At 35.9% G+C, this 17049-nt stretch carries 15 protein-coding genes; 12 read left to right on the top strand and 3 right to left on the bottom strand.

Translation table 11 applies throughout. The features are described 5' to 3' along the window. The first annotated feature begins 13 nt into the window (after nt 1–13). The 3 genes from AC1RPV_RS06125 (at nt 14) to AC1RPV_RS06115 (ending at nt 1689) form a co-directional block, all read left to right on the top strand. A complete protein-coding gene (locus AC1RPV_RS06125; RefSeq protein WP_481761767.1) occupies nt 14–1123 on the top strand; it encodes an NADH-dependent flavin oxidoreductase in 1110 nt (369 codons plus the stop codon). Nucleotides 1124–1277: 154 nt separating this feature from the next. After that, a complete protein-coding gene (locus tag AC1RPV_RS06120; protein ID WP_481761766.1) occupies nt 1278–1508 on the top strand; it encodes a helix-turn-helix domain-containing protein in 231 nt (76 codons plus the stop codon). After that, a complete protein-coding gene (locus AC1RPV_RS06115; protein ID WP_481761765.1) occupies nt 1486–1689 on the top strand; it encodes a hypothetical protein in 204 nt (67 codons plus the stop codon). The genes AC1RPV_RS06120 and AC1RPV_RS06115 overlap by 23 nt, the downstream gene beginning before the upstream one ends. Nucleotides 1690–1745: 56 nt before the next feature. On the opposite strand, the gene AC1RPV_RS06110 is transcribed toward AC1RPV_RS06115, so the two are convergent. After that, nucleotides 1746–2201: a MerR family transcriptional regulator gene (locus tag AC1RPV_RS06110; protein WP_481761805.1), complete on the bottom strand. Its 456-nt coding sequence runs from the start codon at nt 2199–2201 to the stop codon at nt 1746–1748. Nucleotides 2202–2373: 172 nt separating this feature from the next. Between AC1RPV_RS06110 and AC1RPV_RS06105 the strand changes: the two genes are divergently transcribed. The 6 genes from AC1RPV_RS06105 to AC1RPV_RS06080 all read left to right on the top strand — a co-directional run bounded on the left by AC1RPV_RS06105 (nt 2374) and on the right by AC1RPV_RS06080 (nt 11188). Beyond that, entirely contained in the window at nt 2374–3834 is a 1461-nt protein-coding gene (locus tag AC1RPV_RS06105) for an MDR family MFS transporter (protein ID WP_481761764.1), read from the top strand. Then, the gene (locus AC1RPV_RS06100; protein WP_481761763.1) at nt 3834–4586 is read left to right on the top strand and encodes a DUF4811 domain-containing protein; all 753 of its coding nucleotides are present in this window, start codon (nt 3834–3836) and stop codon (nt 4584–4586) included. Before AC1RPV_RS06105 ends, AC1RPV_RS06100 begins: the two co-directional genes overlap by 1 nt. A gap of 131 nt (nt 4587–4717) precedes the next feature. Next, the gene (locus AC1RPV_RS06095; RefSeq protein WP_481761762.1) at nt 4718–5647 is read left to right on the top strand and encodes an alpha/beta hydrolase; all 930 of its coding nucleotides are present in this window, start codon (nt 4718–4720) and stop codon (nt 5645–5647) included. Nucleotides 5648–5784: 137 nt separating this feature from the next. Continuing rightward, entirely contained in the window at nt 5785–8208 is a 2424-nt protein-coding gene (locus AC1RPV_RS06090; protein WP_481761761.1) for a hypothetical protein, read from the top strand. Nucleotides 8209–8259: 51 nt separating this feature from the next. Continuing rightward, nucleotides 8260–10359, top strand: coding sequence for an L-type lectin-domain containing protein (locus tag AC1RPV_RS06085; protein ID WP_481761760.1), 2100 nt, complete (start codon nt 8260–8262; stop codon nt 10357–10359). A 115-nt stretch (nt 10360–10474) separates the two neighbouring features. Further along, nucleotides 10475–11188: a hypothetical protein gene (locus tag AC1RPV_RS06080; protein WP_481761759.1), complete on the top strand. Its 714-nt coding sequence runs from the start codon at nt 10475–10477 to the stop codon at nt 11186–11188. 35 nt (nt 11189–11223) lie between these two features. Here the strand turns inward: AC1RPV_RS06080 and AC1RPV_RS06075 are convergent, their stop codons facing one another. Next, nucleotides 11224–12057 (bottom strand): undecaprenyl-diphosphate phosphatase, encoded by an 834-nt coding sequence (locus AC1RPV_RS06075; RefSeq protein ID WP_481761758.1) that lies wholly within the window; start codon nt 12055–12057, stop codon nt 11224–11226. A 140-nt stretch (nt 12058–12197) separates the two neighbouring features. Continuing rightward, on the bottom strand, nt 12198–13637 hold the full coding sequence (locus AC1RPV_RS06070) for an amino acid permease (RefSeq protein WP_481761757.1): 1440 nt from the start codon (nt 13635–13637) through the stop codon (nt 12198–12200). A 256-nt stretch (nt 13638–13893) separates the two neighbouring features. Between AC1RPV_RS06070 and AC1RPV_RS06065 the strand changes: the two genes are divergently transcribed. The 3 genes from AC1RPV_RS06065 to AC1RPV_RS06055 all read left to right on the top strand — a co-directional run bounded on the left by AC1RPV_RS06065 (nt 13894) and on the right by AC1RPV_RS06055 (nt 17049). Beyond that, on the top strand, nt 13894–15450 hold the full coding sequence (locus AC1RPV_RS06065; RefSeq protein ID WP_481761756.1) for a hypothetical protein: 1557 nt from the start codon (nt 13894–13896) through the stop codon (nt 15448–15450). Nucleotides 15451–15650: 200 nt separating this feature from the next. Then, nucleotides 15651–16283, top strand: coding sequence for a WxL domain-containing protein (locus AC1RPV_RS06060; RefSeq protein ID WP_481761755.1), 633 nt, complete (start codon nt 15651–15653; stop codon nt 16281–16283). Nucleotides 16284–16332: 49 nt separating this feature from the next. After that, complete coding sequence (locus tag AC1RPV_RS06055; RefSeq protein WP_481761754.1) at nt 16333–17049, top strand: WxL domain-containing protein; 717 nt, start codon at nt 16333–16335, stop codon at nt 17047–17049.

The following is a 17049-nucleotide window of genomic DNA, read 5'->3' as shown; positions in this document are numbered from 1 at the left end:
TGGGAGAATAACGATGACAAAAAAGATGACGGATACCTTTAGATTCAGGCGGGGATTGGAATTGAAAAATAGAATCTTAATGGCGCCAATGACCGTTAAGATGAGCTACTATGATGAAGTTGTTACACATGATGAATCAGATTATTATGCACTACATTCAGGCGAAGTTGGGGCTGTTATTACGGCAGCTACCAGTGTCCAAGCAAATGGAAAAGGTTGGGAAGGCTCACTTGCCATCTATGATGATAAGTTTATTCCCGGGCTAACGAGATTGGCATCGGCAATCAAAAAGAATGGGACTAAAGCTATTTTACAAATTTTCCATGCGGGTCGTATGACAAATTCAACGGTACTTAGAGGACAATTACCAGTTTCAGCCAGTGCTGTTGCGGCAGAAAGACCAGACGCAGAAATTCCTAAAGCATTGTCAGAAACTGAAATTTTAGAGTTGATTGAATCCTTTAAATCAGCAACAAAACGAGCAATTAAAGCGGGATTTGATGGCGTTGAACTGCATGGTGCGAATACGTATTTACTACAACAATTTTTTTCACCACACTCAAATAGACGTCATGATGCTTGGGGTGGCACGCTTGATAAGCGATTTAAATTCATTAATGATGTAGTTGATGGTGTTATTGAGAGTGTTGATCAATCAGGTGTAAAAGATTTTATTGTTGGTTACCGCTTTTCGCCTGAAGAATATGAAAAGCCAGGTATTAGTATGGAAGATTCAATGATTTTGATTGATAAACTTGCTGATAAAAAATTAGATTATCTACATATCTCATTAGGTAAGTATAATAGTGTTTCGAGAAATATAAATTTCAATGAAAAATCAAGAATGGATTATGTCCAAGAAAAGATAAATGGTCGTGTTCCATTAATCGGGGTAGGAGATGTTCGGACTCGGGAAGATGTTAATGGTGTTTTGGCTAACGCTGATTTAGTAGCCGTTGGTCGTTCACTCTTAATTGATCCTAAGTGGACATCAAAGTTATTGAATGGACAAGAAGAAACTATAAAAAGAACCTTAGCTAAAAATGATCGGGAAAAATTAATGGTTAGCGATGGTGCTGTTGAATTTTTAAAAGATATGATGCCTGAGCGGTTAGTTGATTAAAAAACAAAACTAAATCTAGACAAATAGTGTGTTGCAAATTTAATTTGCCGCATGCTATTTTTAGTTGCGGCCCTTTCAACTAGCGGTTGCCTGTTGCACCCCTTGCTGTATGCTAATATTTGAGATGTTAAATAGAGGAAAGAAGGTTATAGGGATGAAAATTATATTTGCGGAACAACTCGTTAAAATACGTAAAGAGAAAAAAATGTCACAAGAAGAATTGGCAAATCAATTGTTTGTATCAAGACAAGCTGTATCAAAATGGGAAACAGGAGAAGCTGAACCTGATTTGGGAAAAATTGAATCGGTAGCCAAAATTTTAGACGTCCCTGTAGAAATATTACTTTTTGGTGGCGATGCCAGTGAAAAAAACGTCAGAGTTTAAAACTAGAATTAAACGATTTATAGAAGAAGATGAATCAGATAAAGATTGGCACGAAAATCATAGATGGCGTGAGTGGCAATATAAACCGATTAATAATGGGTGGGAATTCCTAGCTCGCTATTACTGGATTATTTTTGCACTCATTGGCATGATTGCATGGGGGATTATGGGTCTAAAATAGATATGATAATAAAGAAGCTTTCAATACTTGTCTACAAACAAGTATTGAAAGCTTCTTTATTTTACCGGAACAACTTTTATTTCAGTTGAGTCATCATGAATGACAATGTATAACGTTTGAGTTTCTTCTTTATCAAAGAAACCGAGATTAATACAGGGTAAACCATCGATTTCTTCCACGCCAACGAAACGATCCGTAAATATCTGACGAACCATTTTACCCATTTCTTTATGGGCATTTGCTTTAGCGGCAGCTGTTTTAAGTGTAAATCCAGAGTCTAAGTAAGATTTAATTAATCGAATAATTGATAAGGTATGGTAAGAATATTTTCTATTCTGATTTTTATTAGTATTAATAGAATCAATAAAGCCTTTTTGTTCCCAATAACGAATTTGACTCTGAGTGAGCCCAGTTGTTTCGGCAATTTCACCGATTCCGATTGAAAATGTATCATTCTTCATAATAACGGCCATTCTTTTTGCATAATCTTTAATGTTTGCAATATCGTCCATATCTGCCAAACGAATATACCTCCTAAATAAAAATTTATCTAACAATCTCATTGTGATGTTTACTATACTGATTATATATATATTAAAACGTTTGTCAACTTACTTGACATTAAAGCGAGATAGTCTTATATTAGTCTTCGAAGATAAATTAAAGAAAAAGAAGGTTTTAAGTATGGATGGATTAGATGCAAAGGGTAAACCATATAATCGCCCCATGCTAATTGCAATTTTATTAGTAGGGACATTTTGTACGGTTTTGAATCAAACAATTTTAGCAACTGCATTTCCAACATTAATGGATGAATTTGACGTAACAACGTCAACTGTTCAATGGTTAACAACAGGATTTATGTTAGTCAACGGGATTTTAATTCCAGTTAGTGCATGGTTAAGTAGTCGTGTAAATACCAAATGGTTATACATAGGTGCTATTGGTATCTTTGAATTAGGAACAGTTTTAGCATTTATCGCACCTAATTTTGGGGTATTGTTAACAGCTCGCTTAGTTCAAGCAGTCGGTGTTGGGGTAACAATGCCTTTATTACAAACGATTATGCTTTCAATTTTCCCACCCGAAAAACGTGGTGCTTCAATGGGACTTGCCGGTTTAGTTATCGGACTAGCTCCTGCAATTGGACCTACACTTTCAGGTTGGGTTATTGATAATGCTTCATGGCGTGATCTTTTTGGTATGATTATTCCATTAGTAGGAATTGTTTTTGTGGCTTCTTTCTGGTTTATGAAACCGGTCATCAAAACACACAAATCTAAAATTGATGTCTTATCATTGATTTTATCAACAATTGGATTTGGTGGCTTACTTTATGGATTCTCAACAGTTGGAGATAACGGCTGGGGAAGTACCTCAGTACTTAGTTTCCTTGTTGTGGGTGTTATTTTTATTGGTTTATTCATATGGCGTCAATTAACAATGGAAAATCCTTTCTTGGAATTACGTGTTTTTGCTTCCCAAGAATACACAATTGCAGCCGTTTTAAGTTCAATTGTTAACATGGCTATGATCGGTGTTGAAATGATTCTACCAATGTATCTCCAAATTGTACGTGGAGATAGCGCATTTGAGTCAGGATTAACCTTATTGGCTGGTGCTTTAATGATGGGGATTATGAGTCCGATAACGGGACGATTATTCGATATTTATGGTGCTAAGAAATTGGCAACTGGTGGTATGTTCTTATTAACACTTGGTACAATTCCATTCGTTTTCTTAACAAAAGATACGCCAACTTTATACATCACAATTATGTATGCAGTTCGTATGTTTGGGATTTCAATGGTTATGATGCCAACAACAACATCAGGGATGAATGCATTACCAGCTAACTTGATGGGTCATGGAACGGCTGTTAATAATACAGCTCGTCAAATCGCAAGTTCAATCGTAACAGCGGTTATGATTTCCGTTCTAACAAATGTAACAACAGCTGCATTACCAGCTAAATCAATGCTTAAATCGGCACCATTAGATTACAAAACAAAAGCTATTGATGCGACATTAAGTGGTTATCATGCTGCCTTTATCATCGCAGTCGTTTTCTGTGTGGTTGGGCTCGGATTTTCATTCTTCTTAAAATCAAAACAACAAGTTTTAAAAAATGGAGGTAATAAATAATGATTATTTTATTATTAATTCTTTCAATTATTTTATTCTTCCTTACGTGGAACCTCATCCGTAATAATGTACTGAGCTACATTTTAGGTGGCATTTTTGCACTTTGTATTATTCTTACAGGTGGCTTAATTGTTGCTAACTACAGTGCACATTATGGAATGGAAAAAGTAACGACAACTAAGACAGAACAATTAGCTTCTAGTTCTAAAGAGATGGACATGTTACTATATCAGCCTATCGGTACAGATGGATCTGAAAAAGTCGTTATTTATAAAAATACGGCATCACAAAAGAAAACAAAGGCAACTAAGACAGACGATACAACTAGCAAGATTGTTGAAAATGCTAAGAGTAACAAATTAGTTACTAAAGAAACCCGTTGGACTTATAAAGGTAATGGGTATCGATTAATGTTTGGTATCGCTAATAACGATAAAACTTTAGTAAAACGTACGCATACATTCTACGTTAAAAAGAGTTGGACAACATTAACGGTTAAGCAAGCTAAGGCCATGCCTAAAATTGCTAAAGTAGAAGCAGCTAAAATGAATACAAAGGCAGGAAAAGCTAAACTTGCTGCGGATGGTGCTACTTTTGTTAAAGCAGCTGTCACAAATGCTATGATGAAAGATGCATCAATCTCGAAAGCTGATCAAGCTAAGATTGCAGAACAAGCAACAACAATTTTCAAGGCACAAACAAAAGCAAAAGTAATGCAAAACGTATTAAAAGAAGTTAAAGAAATTAAATAAACCGTTATTTATTTAGTAACCACACTAGTTTATCCAACTAATGTGGTTATTTTTTTAAATTAAAACGTGAATTATAAAATAAACAATGCTATAATACGTTAATGGCATAAACGATAAAGGAGTTTCTTTGAATGAAAAAGAAAATTATAATTTGGATTGTCAGTATTTTAGTGTTATTAGCGGTTGCAATTACAGGGGGTAGTTTCTATCTCTATCACTATGCCATTCAAAATACAGAAAAAACATTAACGGGAACATCAAAAGGAACACCAAAGCGAACAATTGAAGCAAAAAAATGGTTGGCCAGTACTAAAAAAGAAAACTGGACAGAAACATCAGCAGGTGAAAATTTAAAATTAGTTGCTGACTATGTACCGGCGGCAACTAAATCTTTAAAAACAGTTGTTGTGGCACATGGTTACATGGAAAATAAAGAAAGTATGGCTTCATATATAAAATTATTTCATGATAATGGCTATAACGTTTTAGCGCCAGATGATCGAGGCCAAGGTAAAAGTCAGGGCGATTATATTGGTTTCGGATGGAAAGATCGCTTAGATTACATTAAATGGACCAAAAAATTAATTGCCGAAAAGGGAACAGATCAAAAGATTGGCTTGTTTGGAGTTAGCATGGGTGGTGCTACTGTCATGATGATGAGTGGTGAAAAGTTACCAACTCAAGTTAAAGCAATTGTTGAAGATTGTGGTTATACAAATGTTGAAGATTTGTTAGCTTATCAATTGAAACTCCAATTCAATTTACCAAAAGAACCATTAATAACAACTTCTAGTTGGGTAACTCAGTTACGTGCGGGCTACTCTTTTGCAGAAGCTGACTCTGTTAAACAATTAAAGAAAAATAAATTACCAACATTATTCATTCATGGCGACAAGGATGATTTCGTTCCTAGCGCAATGGTTTATGACAACTACAAAGCCTCAGCAGGTACGAAGGAATTGTGGATTGTGAAGGGCGCAGGTCACGGAAAAGCGTTCAGTAAGGATCCAGAATTATATACTAAAAAAGTCGTTAAGTTTATGAATGATAATTTAGATTAATAATAAAATCATTTATTTTTTAAATAACATCAAAAAGTGTGGGGGTACCCTCTATTTTTGATGTTTTTTTTTGTCTGTATCATGCTATCATATTAGTTATTATAGATGAACTTTGGGGAAAATAGGTGGGGGCCAACATGAAAATTAATAATAAATTAAAATTAACACTACTAACTTTTGGGTTATTCTTTTTAGTTAATGTAACAAGTATCAAGGCAGATGCGGATTATGATTCTGCAAAAGCATCAGCACCTCGAGCAATTTTAATGACAAATTTATTCCAGACGGGTACTGGTGCTGGAGTAGTAGCAACTAGTGGTATGGTCGAATTAACCGATACCAATAAAGATCCTAATTCGACTAATCTGGCTGCTAAAACGATGGTTAAAATTACGGATGCTAAGAATCAAAAAGCAGCAATTTGGTCAACAGACGAAAATTCATTTGATATTAATACAAGTAGTAAAGCTTCTATGTGGATTTATTTTGGTAGCAAAACGAATACTGCTGGGGATGGGATGGCACTTGTTTTTCAAAATGATGCAAAAGGAAATGCTGCTATTGCAACTAAAGCAGGTGAAACGTTAGGTGTTTGGGGAGACGATTCAGTGGGTACGGGATCCCCCAATAATACTGCTAGAGGCGCTATTCAAAATAGTTGGGCGCTAGAATTTGATACTCATTTGAATAATGGTAATAGTTCAGGAAACGGATTTGATTTAGATCCTAGTTTAGCACCTAACCATATTGGTAGTGGGTATCCAGCTGTTGAGGCAACATACACGGATAATCATACAATCTCTTCTTCAGTTAAACTAAATCATTTAGGCCTTATTAATTATAATGGGTTCTTATCAAATCGGGCATGGCATCATGTGACAATTGATTATAAATCAGTGAGTGCGAGTGCTGGGTCAATGACATATACGATTGATGATAAAAAACCAATTTCAGGAACAGAAGACTTGGATCCTACTGAAGATACAAGTCAGACAGGGCAGACGGCAAGTGTTCCAATTGATAAATCGAAATTTAATTCTACAACGGGTAAAATCCGTTGGGGATTTACAGGGTCAACGGGTGACTCTTTTGAAAATAACTTAGTTATGTTTGAAACTGTACCAGGTCTTGTTAATGCGACTGCGGTACAAACTATGACGGATATTACACAAAATAACAAGGATGTCTCGGCTAATGGAGAAGTAAAAGCTGGAGATAAAGTAAAATTCAACACTACCGTAACTTACGATAGTGGAAAACAATCGTGGACAGGCATAGGTGGATATTTAAAATACCCGGCTAATAATATAAAATGGACTGGGTATGAAATACCTAACGATTTTGGTACAGGAAAATTTCCTAGTAATATCTATGGAAGTGACCCTGCTGGGTTATCCGGCGCGCAAATACCTGAATTATCTACACCTGGACAAAGTTCACATATTTCATTTATCGGTGAAGTAATGCCAGTTGAAGTGGATACACCAGTGACTGTTTCAGCAGGTCAATTCATCGGAAGCAATGCAATGATTGATTCTAATCCTATTAGCTATACGATTAAAGCATCACCAAAAACAGCCTTAACGATTGATGGCCTTAAAGATATTGATATTAATTATGGAACGGATGCGACGATTAGTGGAACGGTAAAATCTAGTTTAGGTGGAACTTTTGCTAAAGGAACAACGGCCAGTGTGACACTTAATGAGGATACAACACCTATTAAGGGTGATGTCGCAACGGATGGTACATTTAACGTAACGATTCCAAAGGACAAACTAACCACTGGCGAATATTCTTATAATGTTCAAGTAACAGATCCAGATGGTAATACGACGCAAAAATATACACAAAAAATTAATATTAAACCCGTTTTAACTTTAAATGATAATAAAGGAACCGTTGTAGCGCCATATACATTGATTTTCCAAGTAGCTGATAATAGTGCAGCGTTAACAACGTACTATAAAGAAGGAAGTACTGGAACACCTGTTGAATTAGAAAAATATACAAATACTAAACCAGGTTCGACACAAGATCATAGTGTAGCACTAGATACAACTAAGTTTGCCATTGGAACGCACGAGTTAACTATTTATTCGGTTGATTCTGAAGGAAACATTTCTAATAACCAAACAATCTCTGTTGTCGTAGGATTGTTGAGTATTTCATCAGATGATTCAATTAATTTTAATAATAAAATACCAGCGAAAAGAAGTATTTTAAACCGTGCTTCAAGCTATATGCTTAAGTTAGAAACGTCAGCAGCTAAAAACTGGACATTGTCTGTGACTGCAGGACCACTAACTGCAGCAAGTGATAAAAGTACTTTAAAGCATTCAACTATTGGGTTTCGTAATTCAAATCAGGAAAACACGTTACCGCTTTCTCCAACGTATGGTACAATAGTGTCTACAGGAGTAGGTCAAGCAACTACGGTTGAAAAAAGTTGGTCAGCAGATTCTGGAATTGTATTGGATGTTGAACCAAGTGAAATTAAAGTAGCTGAAACCTATAGTTCTGAATTAGATTGGACGCTAACGAATGTACCAAATAATTAATAATAAACTTAATTGTCGGTTAAATTCAAATGTCCGGGGGGAGATAGGATTATGACAATATTACGGCTGAAAGCTGTACTTTTTACAGGTGTGTTAGTGACATTAGGGCTTAGCTCTACAGGTGTTAATGCTGATGATTATTCTAACGCAGTGGCATCGGCACCAGACGCATTAGTATCAAATGGACTTTTGACACCTGGAACAACAGGAACACAAAATAATGCAAAAATTGTAACATTCGATGCTAGTGGTAATGTTGTTTCTGAAACAGCAGATAACGCAGATAAATCAATTATAAAAATTACGGATGCAACTAACCAAGTGGGATCTGCCTGGTCTACAGCAAACAATAAATTTAATCTTAATAAAAATAATAAAATGTCAATGTGGATGTATTTCGGTAATCAGGGTGCTAATTCTGGTGATGGGATGGCTTTTGTTTTACAAAATGATAGCCGTGGTCTCAGTGCTATTTCTGGTGGAGGCGAATCATTAGGTGTTTGGGGTGTTGATAAAGGTGGATCAGAATCTACCGTTGCAGGAACAGCTATTAAAAATTCATGGGCGTTAGAATTTGATACACATAAAAATAGTGAGGCAAGCAAGGGTAACGGATTTGATAATTTAAACACTATCCAAGACAATCATCTGGCAAGCAATTATCCTAATCAAAGGGCTACTTATGAACAAAATGGTTTTTTAAGTAAGTATAATAAATTAACTCATGATGGACTACTTGCTGTCGCTGACTTATCTAATGGAAGATGGTGGCATGTGTCAATTGATTATAAATCAACGTCTACAACTGCCGGCTCAATGACCTATACTATTGGAGATAAAGTCCCCGGTACGGGTGATGTATTAGGTGGTGGTCTTGCAAAGACAGTTCCAATTGATAAAAGTAAATTTGCGAGCACTGATGGTCAAGTGACTTGGGGATTTACGGGCGCAACAGGCGGTAACTGGGAAACAAATTTAGTGATGTTTGAAGAAATATCTGATTTAGTTTCTGTTACGGCGACGCAAAAAGTGACAGATACTACCCAGAACAATAAGGACATTACCGCATCAGGAATTGCTAACAGCGGGGATAAACTTAATCTTCAAACAACTTTGAAATACAATGATGGAAAGCAAGATTGGAAAAAAATCGTTGCTTCGTTAAAAACGCCTAATGCTGTGACGTTAGACAAAGAAGGTATCATTAAATACGCCGATGGAACAACGCAAACATTTGATACAACAACTAAAGATGGTGTCATTACATCAAGTCTAAATAAAAACTTATCAAAAAGTAATGATACAGCAACGATCAGTATGAATGGGACAGCTAAAATTGTTGCTACAGATACCAAAGTAACAAGTCCAATTAGTACATTTAATGGTCAAAATACGATAGTAAGATCTCAGCTAGCTACGTTTACCATTAAGGCATTAAAGCAGAAGATGACACTTTCAGGATTGCTTGATAAAACAATTGATAGTGGTCAGTCGATTAAAGTTACGAGTAACGTTAAAACAGATACACTAATGGAAAATGATAACGTTACGATAACAACGATGCTGAATGGTAAAGCCTTTAGTGATAAATCAATGCTATTCAATAAGTTGGGTAGCATTGACTACGCTGAAGTGCTGCCTGCAGATAAGTTAAACGTTGGAAAAAATACTTATACGGTAAGTGTTGAAGATCAATATGGTAATTCAGTAACGGGTCAAGAAATTATCACTGTTAATGATCCAGGTGTTTTAGAAATAGCATCGGTAACGGGTGCATTAAATTTTGGACAAAGTGATATTCCAATACCCAACGAAGAAACAACCTATAGCCCTGTAGAAGAATTAAGTATACAGGTAGTTGCATCGGTACCAGGTACATGGAATTTAAAGCTGACTGGAACTGATGTTGTTGGAGCCAGCGGCACTGTGCTAAAAGATGCATTAATTTACAAAGAAAAAGCGACAGATATTGGGACACCTTTAAAAGACCATTCGATAGATATTGCGGGTGGGAACTCATCTCCTAACCAGATAACTAAAACGTGGGCAAAAGATACGGGAATTCTATTGCGTGTTAAACCTAGCGAGGTTAGAAGTGAAGAATATGATGCTTCAGTGCAATGGAATTTGAGTAATGTACCAACTAAATAAGTAGTATTAGTGAAAAAGGATAACAAAAGTTATCCTTTTTTTATTTATGTTTTGCAATTATTGCCATCTAGGATATTATGGACTATGTAGAGAGAATACGGAGGATAGATAACTAATGAAAATGACCGTTGAACAATTCATGTCCGCTATTGAGTTAGAGGCGTACACAAAGATTTTTTATACTGCCACACCAGAAGATGTCCAAGCGATTGGTGTACCAGAATTATTCGCTAAGTGTTATGCTGATTTAGAAAACAATGTACGGGATGGTAAGCTTGTAGAAGTTCAATTGATGATTGAATATCCTGAAGGTACCGCAATTTTTACACTTGAAGCAAATATCCTTAATTTACCATACAAATATTATAAAAAGTTACCCAGCTTCTTTAATGAAGTAACAGATGAAGCAGAAGTTAATGTCTATCTGATTGTTGAGTCACCAATTCTGAACGCATCTAAATTAAGAATCGATGAAATTACATCTGTGACTAATTATTTAGAAAACCCCAGTGATCATAATATGACAAGCACAACTATGATTGCTGAAAAGATAGCTTTCCTTGAAAATCCACCTATTATTGAAGAAAAAGAACCAGTTGTCGTTGAAAAGAAAAAGAAAGCTCCAGCTAAGAAAAAACCAGCTGTTAAAAAGAAACCAGCAGTTAAAAAGACGACGGCTACAAAAAAAGCGACAACAAAGAAAAAAACGACAACTGTAAAGGCGGCAGCCAAGAAAAAGCCCGTGGCCAAAAAGGTACCCGCTAAAAAGAAACCGGCTGTAAAGAAAGTAACTACTAAGAAAAAAGCACCAGCCAAGAAAACTAAATAAAAAAACGCCGATATTATCGGCGTTTTTTTGTCTAATTATTTAATGAAGAAATAGTAAACGAGTAGCAAGGCACCTAAAATAATACGGTACCAACCAAATGGTTTGAAATCTTTCGACTTGATGTAACCCATCAAGAATTTGATTGCAACAATTGAAACTAAGAATGCGACTACACAACCAAGTAATAAGACGGCTGTTTGATCACCGGTAAAGCTATAACCATTATGGAAGTATTTAACTAATTTGAGTAGACTGGCACCGAACATAACTGGAATTGATAAGAAAAATGAAAATTCAGCAGCAATGAATCGAGAAGTCCCTAATAAAATGGCACCTAAAATAGTTGCACCAGAACGTGATGTTCCGGGAATTAAAGCAAGAACTTGGAAAACACCGATTAGTAACGCTGTTTTGTAAGTAACTTGATTGAATGATGTAATAGAAGGAACAGCATCGGCTTTTTTGTTTTCAATAATAATGAATAAAACACCATAAATAATTAACATTAAGGCAACAACTGGGAAATTATATAATTTCGCATTTAACCAGTCATCAGCAACTAACCCAATCACAGCAGCTGGAAGTACAGCTACAATGACTTTACTCCATAGAGACCACGTATCTCTTTTTTCTAATTGCGATTTTTTTGGAGAAAAAGGATTTAATTTATGGAAATACAACACACAAACTGCTAGGATAGCGCCCAGTTGGATAACAACGAAGAACATTTCCATGAAAGCAGCATTTTCTTTTAGTTGTAAAAATTCGTCAACTAAAATCATATGTCCCGTTGAACTAATAGGAAGCCATTCTGTAATTCCTTCGACAACTCCCAAAATAATAACTTTTAACATAACAATAATATTCATACAAATAGATTCCTTCCAAAATTTTATTTAACTGCTCTAGTATACCTAATATGAAAATTAAAAACCATAAAATTAAATAAACCTTATGCTTTTAGGCATAAGGTTTATTTGTGAATATAAGATTTTAGTTAAGATTAATTTTATAGGGCTTTTTTGTTACCGCGACGTGCAATTGCAGGGAGGATTAAACCTAATGCAACTAAGACAAGTGGTGTGACAATATTAAGTGTTAATTGGAACAAGTAGTTAGAAGGGCTATCTGAGTAGTTTAATTTAGGAACAACTCCTAGGATACAAGCGAATGCAGTGAATAAGAAACACCAAGCACCAACAATGTAACCAACGACAGGATTCTTAACAAACTTGTAACCGGCTTTGAAATTCTTCAATTGTTTGTTTAATAGCATGTAAGCGAAGAATACCCAGAGATAACGCATAGGCATGACAACCGCATTTAGGTTCAATAACCATTTGTATAATGCGTTCATGTTACCAATCCCGATTGCAGGAATGATAATTAAAATACTAACTAAAACACCAGTCATGGCATAACCATTAACGGGAGTTCCTTTTTTATTAAGTTTTGACAAGCTTTTAGGAATGAAGTTTGGATCAGCATCACCTAAAAGAATTTTTAATGGTGCATCAATTGAGAAAGCAAGCGCTGAAATTTGAGCCATCGCATTGGCAATTGCGTATAGAATCATGAATAAATTACCTACGTGATAGAAACTACCAAGACGTAAGAAACCTTCGTAAGGACCATTTGTGATTAAATCATCAGGGATGTTAGTTCCGTTAAATAAGAATCCCATAGCGAACGAACCTAAAATAGCACAGATGGCAACCATTGCGGCCAATGCTAACATTCCTTTTGGAAATTCTTTAGCTGAGTTTTTTGTTTTATTAACATAGGGAGAAATCTTTTCAGCACCACCAACAGCGAAAACTAACATTGAAATCGTTGTGAAGTAGGCGAAGTTAAAGTTAGGTAGATATGATTTAATGGCACCCATATCAGGTGTTTGAATTTTAGCATGCGTCATGAATGGCGCTGAAACTGCCAACAAGATGAATAATAATGACATAACGAACATTGCTGTTCCGGCAACACTACCAATTCGACTTAAAGTAGCAAGTCCCTTTGAGGCAATCCATAAGAAGAAAATGAAAATGACTAAGCCCATAAGTGAAACGGTCATAGCAGAAGTTTCATTAACGAAATTTCCGTTACCTTTGAATAACCAACTAAAGGCAATTAAAATACCTTGTGGTTTTTGTGCTAGGTAAGGAATATGTACGACCCAATAAGTCCAAGCTGCATAGTAGGCAAGTCTCTTGGTTGAAGTTTCTTTCACCCATGAAGACACACCACCGCTGGCATCTTTAAATGTTGAGCCTAATTGACCAACAATTAAAGTATAAGGAACAAAGTAAAAAATCATGATTAAAATCCAAGATGTAATAACAGTGAGTCCTTGGTTAGCAAAGTTGTTAAAGACATTTGCAAGTCCCCAAACGGAAACGAATGCAATTAAAGCAACGTTATACCAACGTAATGTTTTTTCTGATTCTAGCAAAATAATAGCCTCCATATGGATAAAATATTTTATGATACTGGTGCAGTGATAGCTATGGTTAAGTATAAAGAAAAATGAAATAAAGTACAATCAAATTTTGTGATACATACTATAAGAAGTAAATATAATTATGATTAAAATGTCAAAAAAACACATCTAGGTCGCAAATGTTGAATGTTGTCTACCGAATATAGATGATATTATAACGGTAATTGGTTAACGACATAAACTAAAAAGAGAATCCTGGGGGATTATTATGAAACCAAAAAATAGAATTGTGATAGGTAGTTTGTGTGCGATGATGTTGTTCGGGGGAACAGCGTTGAATGAAACTATATCAGCAAGTGAACAAGAAGAAGCAACTAGTTCAAGTATTGCGACTATAAAAGAGCAAACTTTAGAAAATGTATTAAGTGAATCAACAGAATCAAATAAGGCAGATTCTAGTAGCTCAAGTAGTAGTGTATCTGATGAAAAAATAGATTCAGAAGTTGATACGACAAATGCAACAAGTTCAGAATCAGCGTCGTCTACACTATCTAGTGAAAAACTAGATAGTCAAAAAGACGAAAAGAAACAAGTAGAACAGGCTAAAAAACAAAGTAGCACAACACGTACGTTATTTGATGATTATAAAAATGCAGAGATTGTAGGGATGTTTCTGGGTGGAAGTAAAAAAACGATTAGCATTGACGATGTACTTAGCAAAGAATCAACAATAATGCCTGCAGATGCAGCGTTAGCTGACCTATTTTATAGTCAGGATGATGCGGGTAATGGAAATAGCGTTGATGGCTCAGGAACACCAGAAGGATCACCTGGGTACTATCCTGCCGTATCTTTAGATAACTACGTATTCAATGTGCAAGTAACCAAACCAGATAGTACGGCAACAATTTACGCACCTTTTCATCCAACATCGTATGATCCAATAGAAACACTCATGCAAGCACCAGTTACAATTAAAAATTCTGATCTAGCAATTGGGGAAAATAAAGTTGAGCTTACAGCTACAAGAGTAATAGGTGGGGGAACTAGTTTTCCAACTAAGGGAACTATCATTGTAACCATACCAAATCCTAAGATTAAAGTAGATGCAATTGCAGGCGATAAATTAGACAGTACGACTAATACGGATATCCCAGTAGTTGATGTCGCAAGTACTGAGTACCCAGTGAGCTACACGGTGAATAGTGATCATGCAACGACCTTAACAACTCAAATTACAGATTCTTATGGTGATGTAGCACACACCAGTCAATATAAGGAGGAGTACGATAATAGTAAAACGCTAGGTAAAGATCATACTAATACGATTAAGATGACCGACTTGACGGTTAAACAACATACAATAACCGTCACAACAACGGATGATCAAGGTAATGCGACTGTTAAAAAATTCATCCTTAATGTTAAAAAACCAACTAAAACGTTAAAAATTAATAGCATTAATAATTTAAATTATGGAGATAAAATTAAAATACCAAATGAAAAAACCAATTTAACACCATTAATTGGTCTTAATGTGGACCTTTCAGCTGTGGATGCCGGTAACTGGGTGTTGACTGTAAAATCAACAGGATTAACTGATGATCCAGATGCTTTGGTCTTTAAAAGTGATGCCAATGCTACAGAGCAAATCATTAATGATGCTGGCATAACCGTTTTATCAGGTAATGGTGTAAATGATACAGGAAAGGAGTTTAACGATGATGGAACCGGTATTTTGTTAAAGGCAGATCCATCAAAGCTTAGAGCAACTGCCTATAAAGCAGACTTGAATTGGACATTATCAAGTGTCCCAGTAAAATAACGTCAAAAAATGACACCTAACACGTAAATGTTGGTCGTTTTAAATGAAATAATTTTGGTATTATAATTTTATAGAAAAGAATAACTAAATAAGAATTAAGTAATTATGACTGTCAAAAGAAAACACTTAACCATGAAATATTGACCGTTTTTAGGTCAAATATCGACTATAGTGAGTGTATACGAAAAATGGGGGAAACAATGATGAAAAAAACTTTATTAACAACAGTAATGATTAGTGGTGTGGTATTAGGTTTCGGAACAATAAGTAAGGTATCTGCAGCAGATACTGCTACATCAAAAGATACAACGGCAAGTGCCACGTTTACAGCTGGCGGAATAGATCCAACAGATCCTAATAGTGCATCATTGTCAATTACAAATGTCACAAGTAAAGTTGATTTTGGTAAAGAAGCAATTTCTGCAGCGAATACTACATTAAATTCAAATAGTGGTATTAATGTAAGTGTTAGTGATCTTCGTGGAACATTTGTTGGTTGGAGCGTTAAGGTTAGTGGTACACCATTTATGAGTGTTGTAGATACTGTTGCTGATCCTACAGCTAAATCTGTAGAACTAGAAGGTGCTACATTGTCACTCCCTGATGGTACTGCATCGAATAATATTGGTGACGTACCTGAGGTAACAGCAACAGCTACAGGCAACGTCTTAGATGGTGGTGCAACAATTAGTGCACCTGTTGACAAAGGTGCAGGGGAAACTACAACAAGTTATGCACAAAAGGGTATTAACTTAGGGGTTGTTGGTGGTACAGCACATGCTGCTGCATACTCAACAACATTAACTTGGACATTGACTGACGCTCCTGCTTAATTAGGTTAGAGTCGGGTGAAATATTAAAAAAATTTGGGGGAAATATATTATGAAAAAAAGTTTAACAAGTTCATTATTAGCAACAACAATTTTAGGTGCAGGTTTAGCAGTATCAAGTAACGTAAATGCTGCAGATACTGTCTTACCAGATAGTGCAACAACTGACGGTTCAGTAACATTTACACCAGGTACAGATCCAACAGACCCAGTTGACCCAACAGACCCAGTTGACCCAACAGATCCTGGTGATGGTGGTGGCGGTGAAACAGGACATGCTGGTCCTTTAGCAATTGTATATGCAACAAAGGCTGTAACATTTGGGATTCCAAAAGATGATGGAACTGGTTCTGTTAGCACTACTGTACCTGTTTCAGCAAGTAAACAAGACCTTAAAGGTAGTAACTTTATTTCTCTTCAAGTTGCCGATACTCGAGGAACAGATGCTGGTTGGACATTATCAGTTAAAGCAGATCAATTCAAAAGTACAAAGTCTGGCGAATTAGCTGGAGCTGTCTTAGCTTTAGGTAAAGGTGATAATACCTTAATTGGTACCGGTGCTACACCAACACCTGCATCAGCTGCTGCAGTTGCAGCGGTTACTGATGGTGGAACTGTCTTATCAGCTAAAACAGGCGAAGGTGCTGGTTTAAATGCAGATAAGATTCGTGCAGACAACATGACTTTGACAATTCCTGCAGGTTCAGCTAAAGCTGATACTTATGCAACAACGTTAAACTGGAGTCTTTCAGACGTACCAGCTGTTTAA

The organism is Dellaglioa sp. CoH-55-MRSF-9, assembly GCF_056782155.1.
This window is presented reverse-complemented; position numbering and strand designations above follow the sequence as displayed.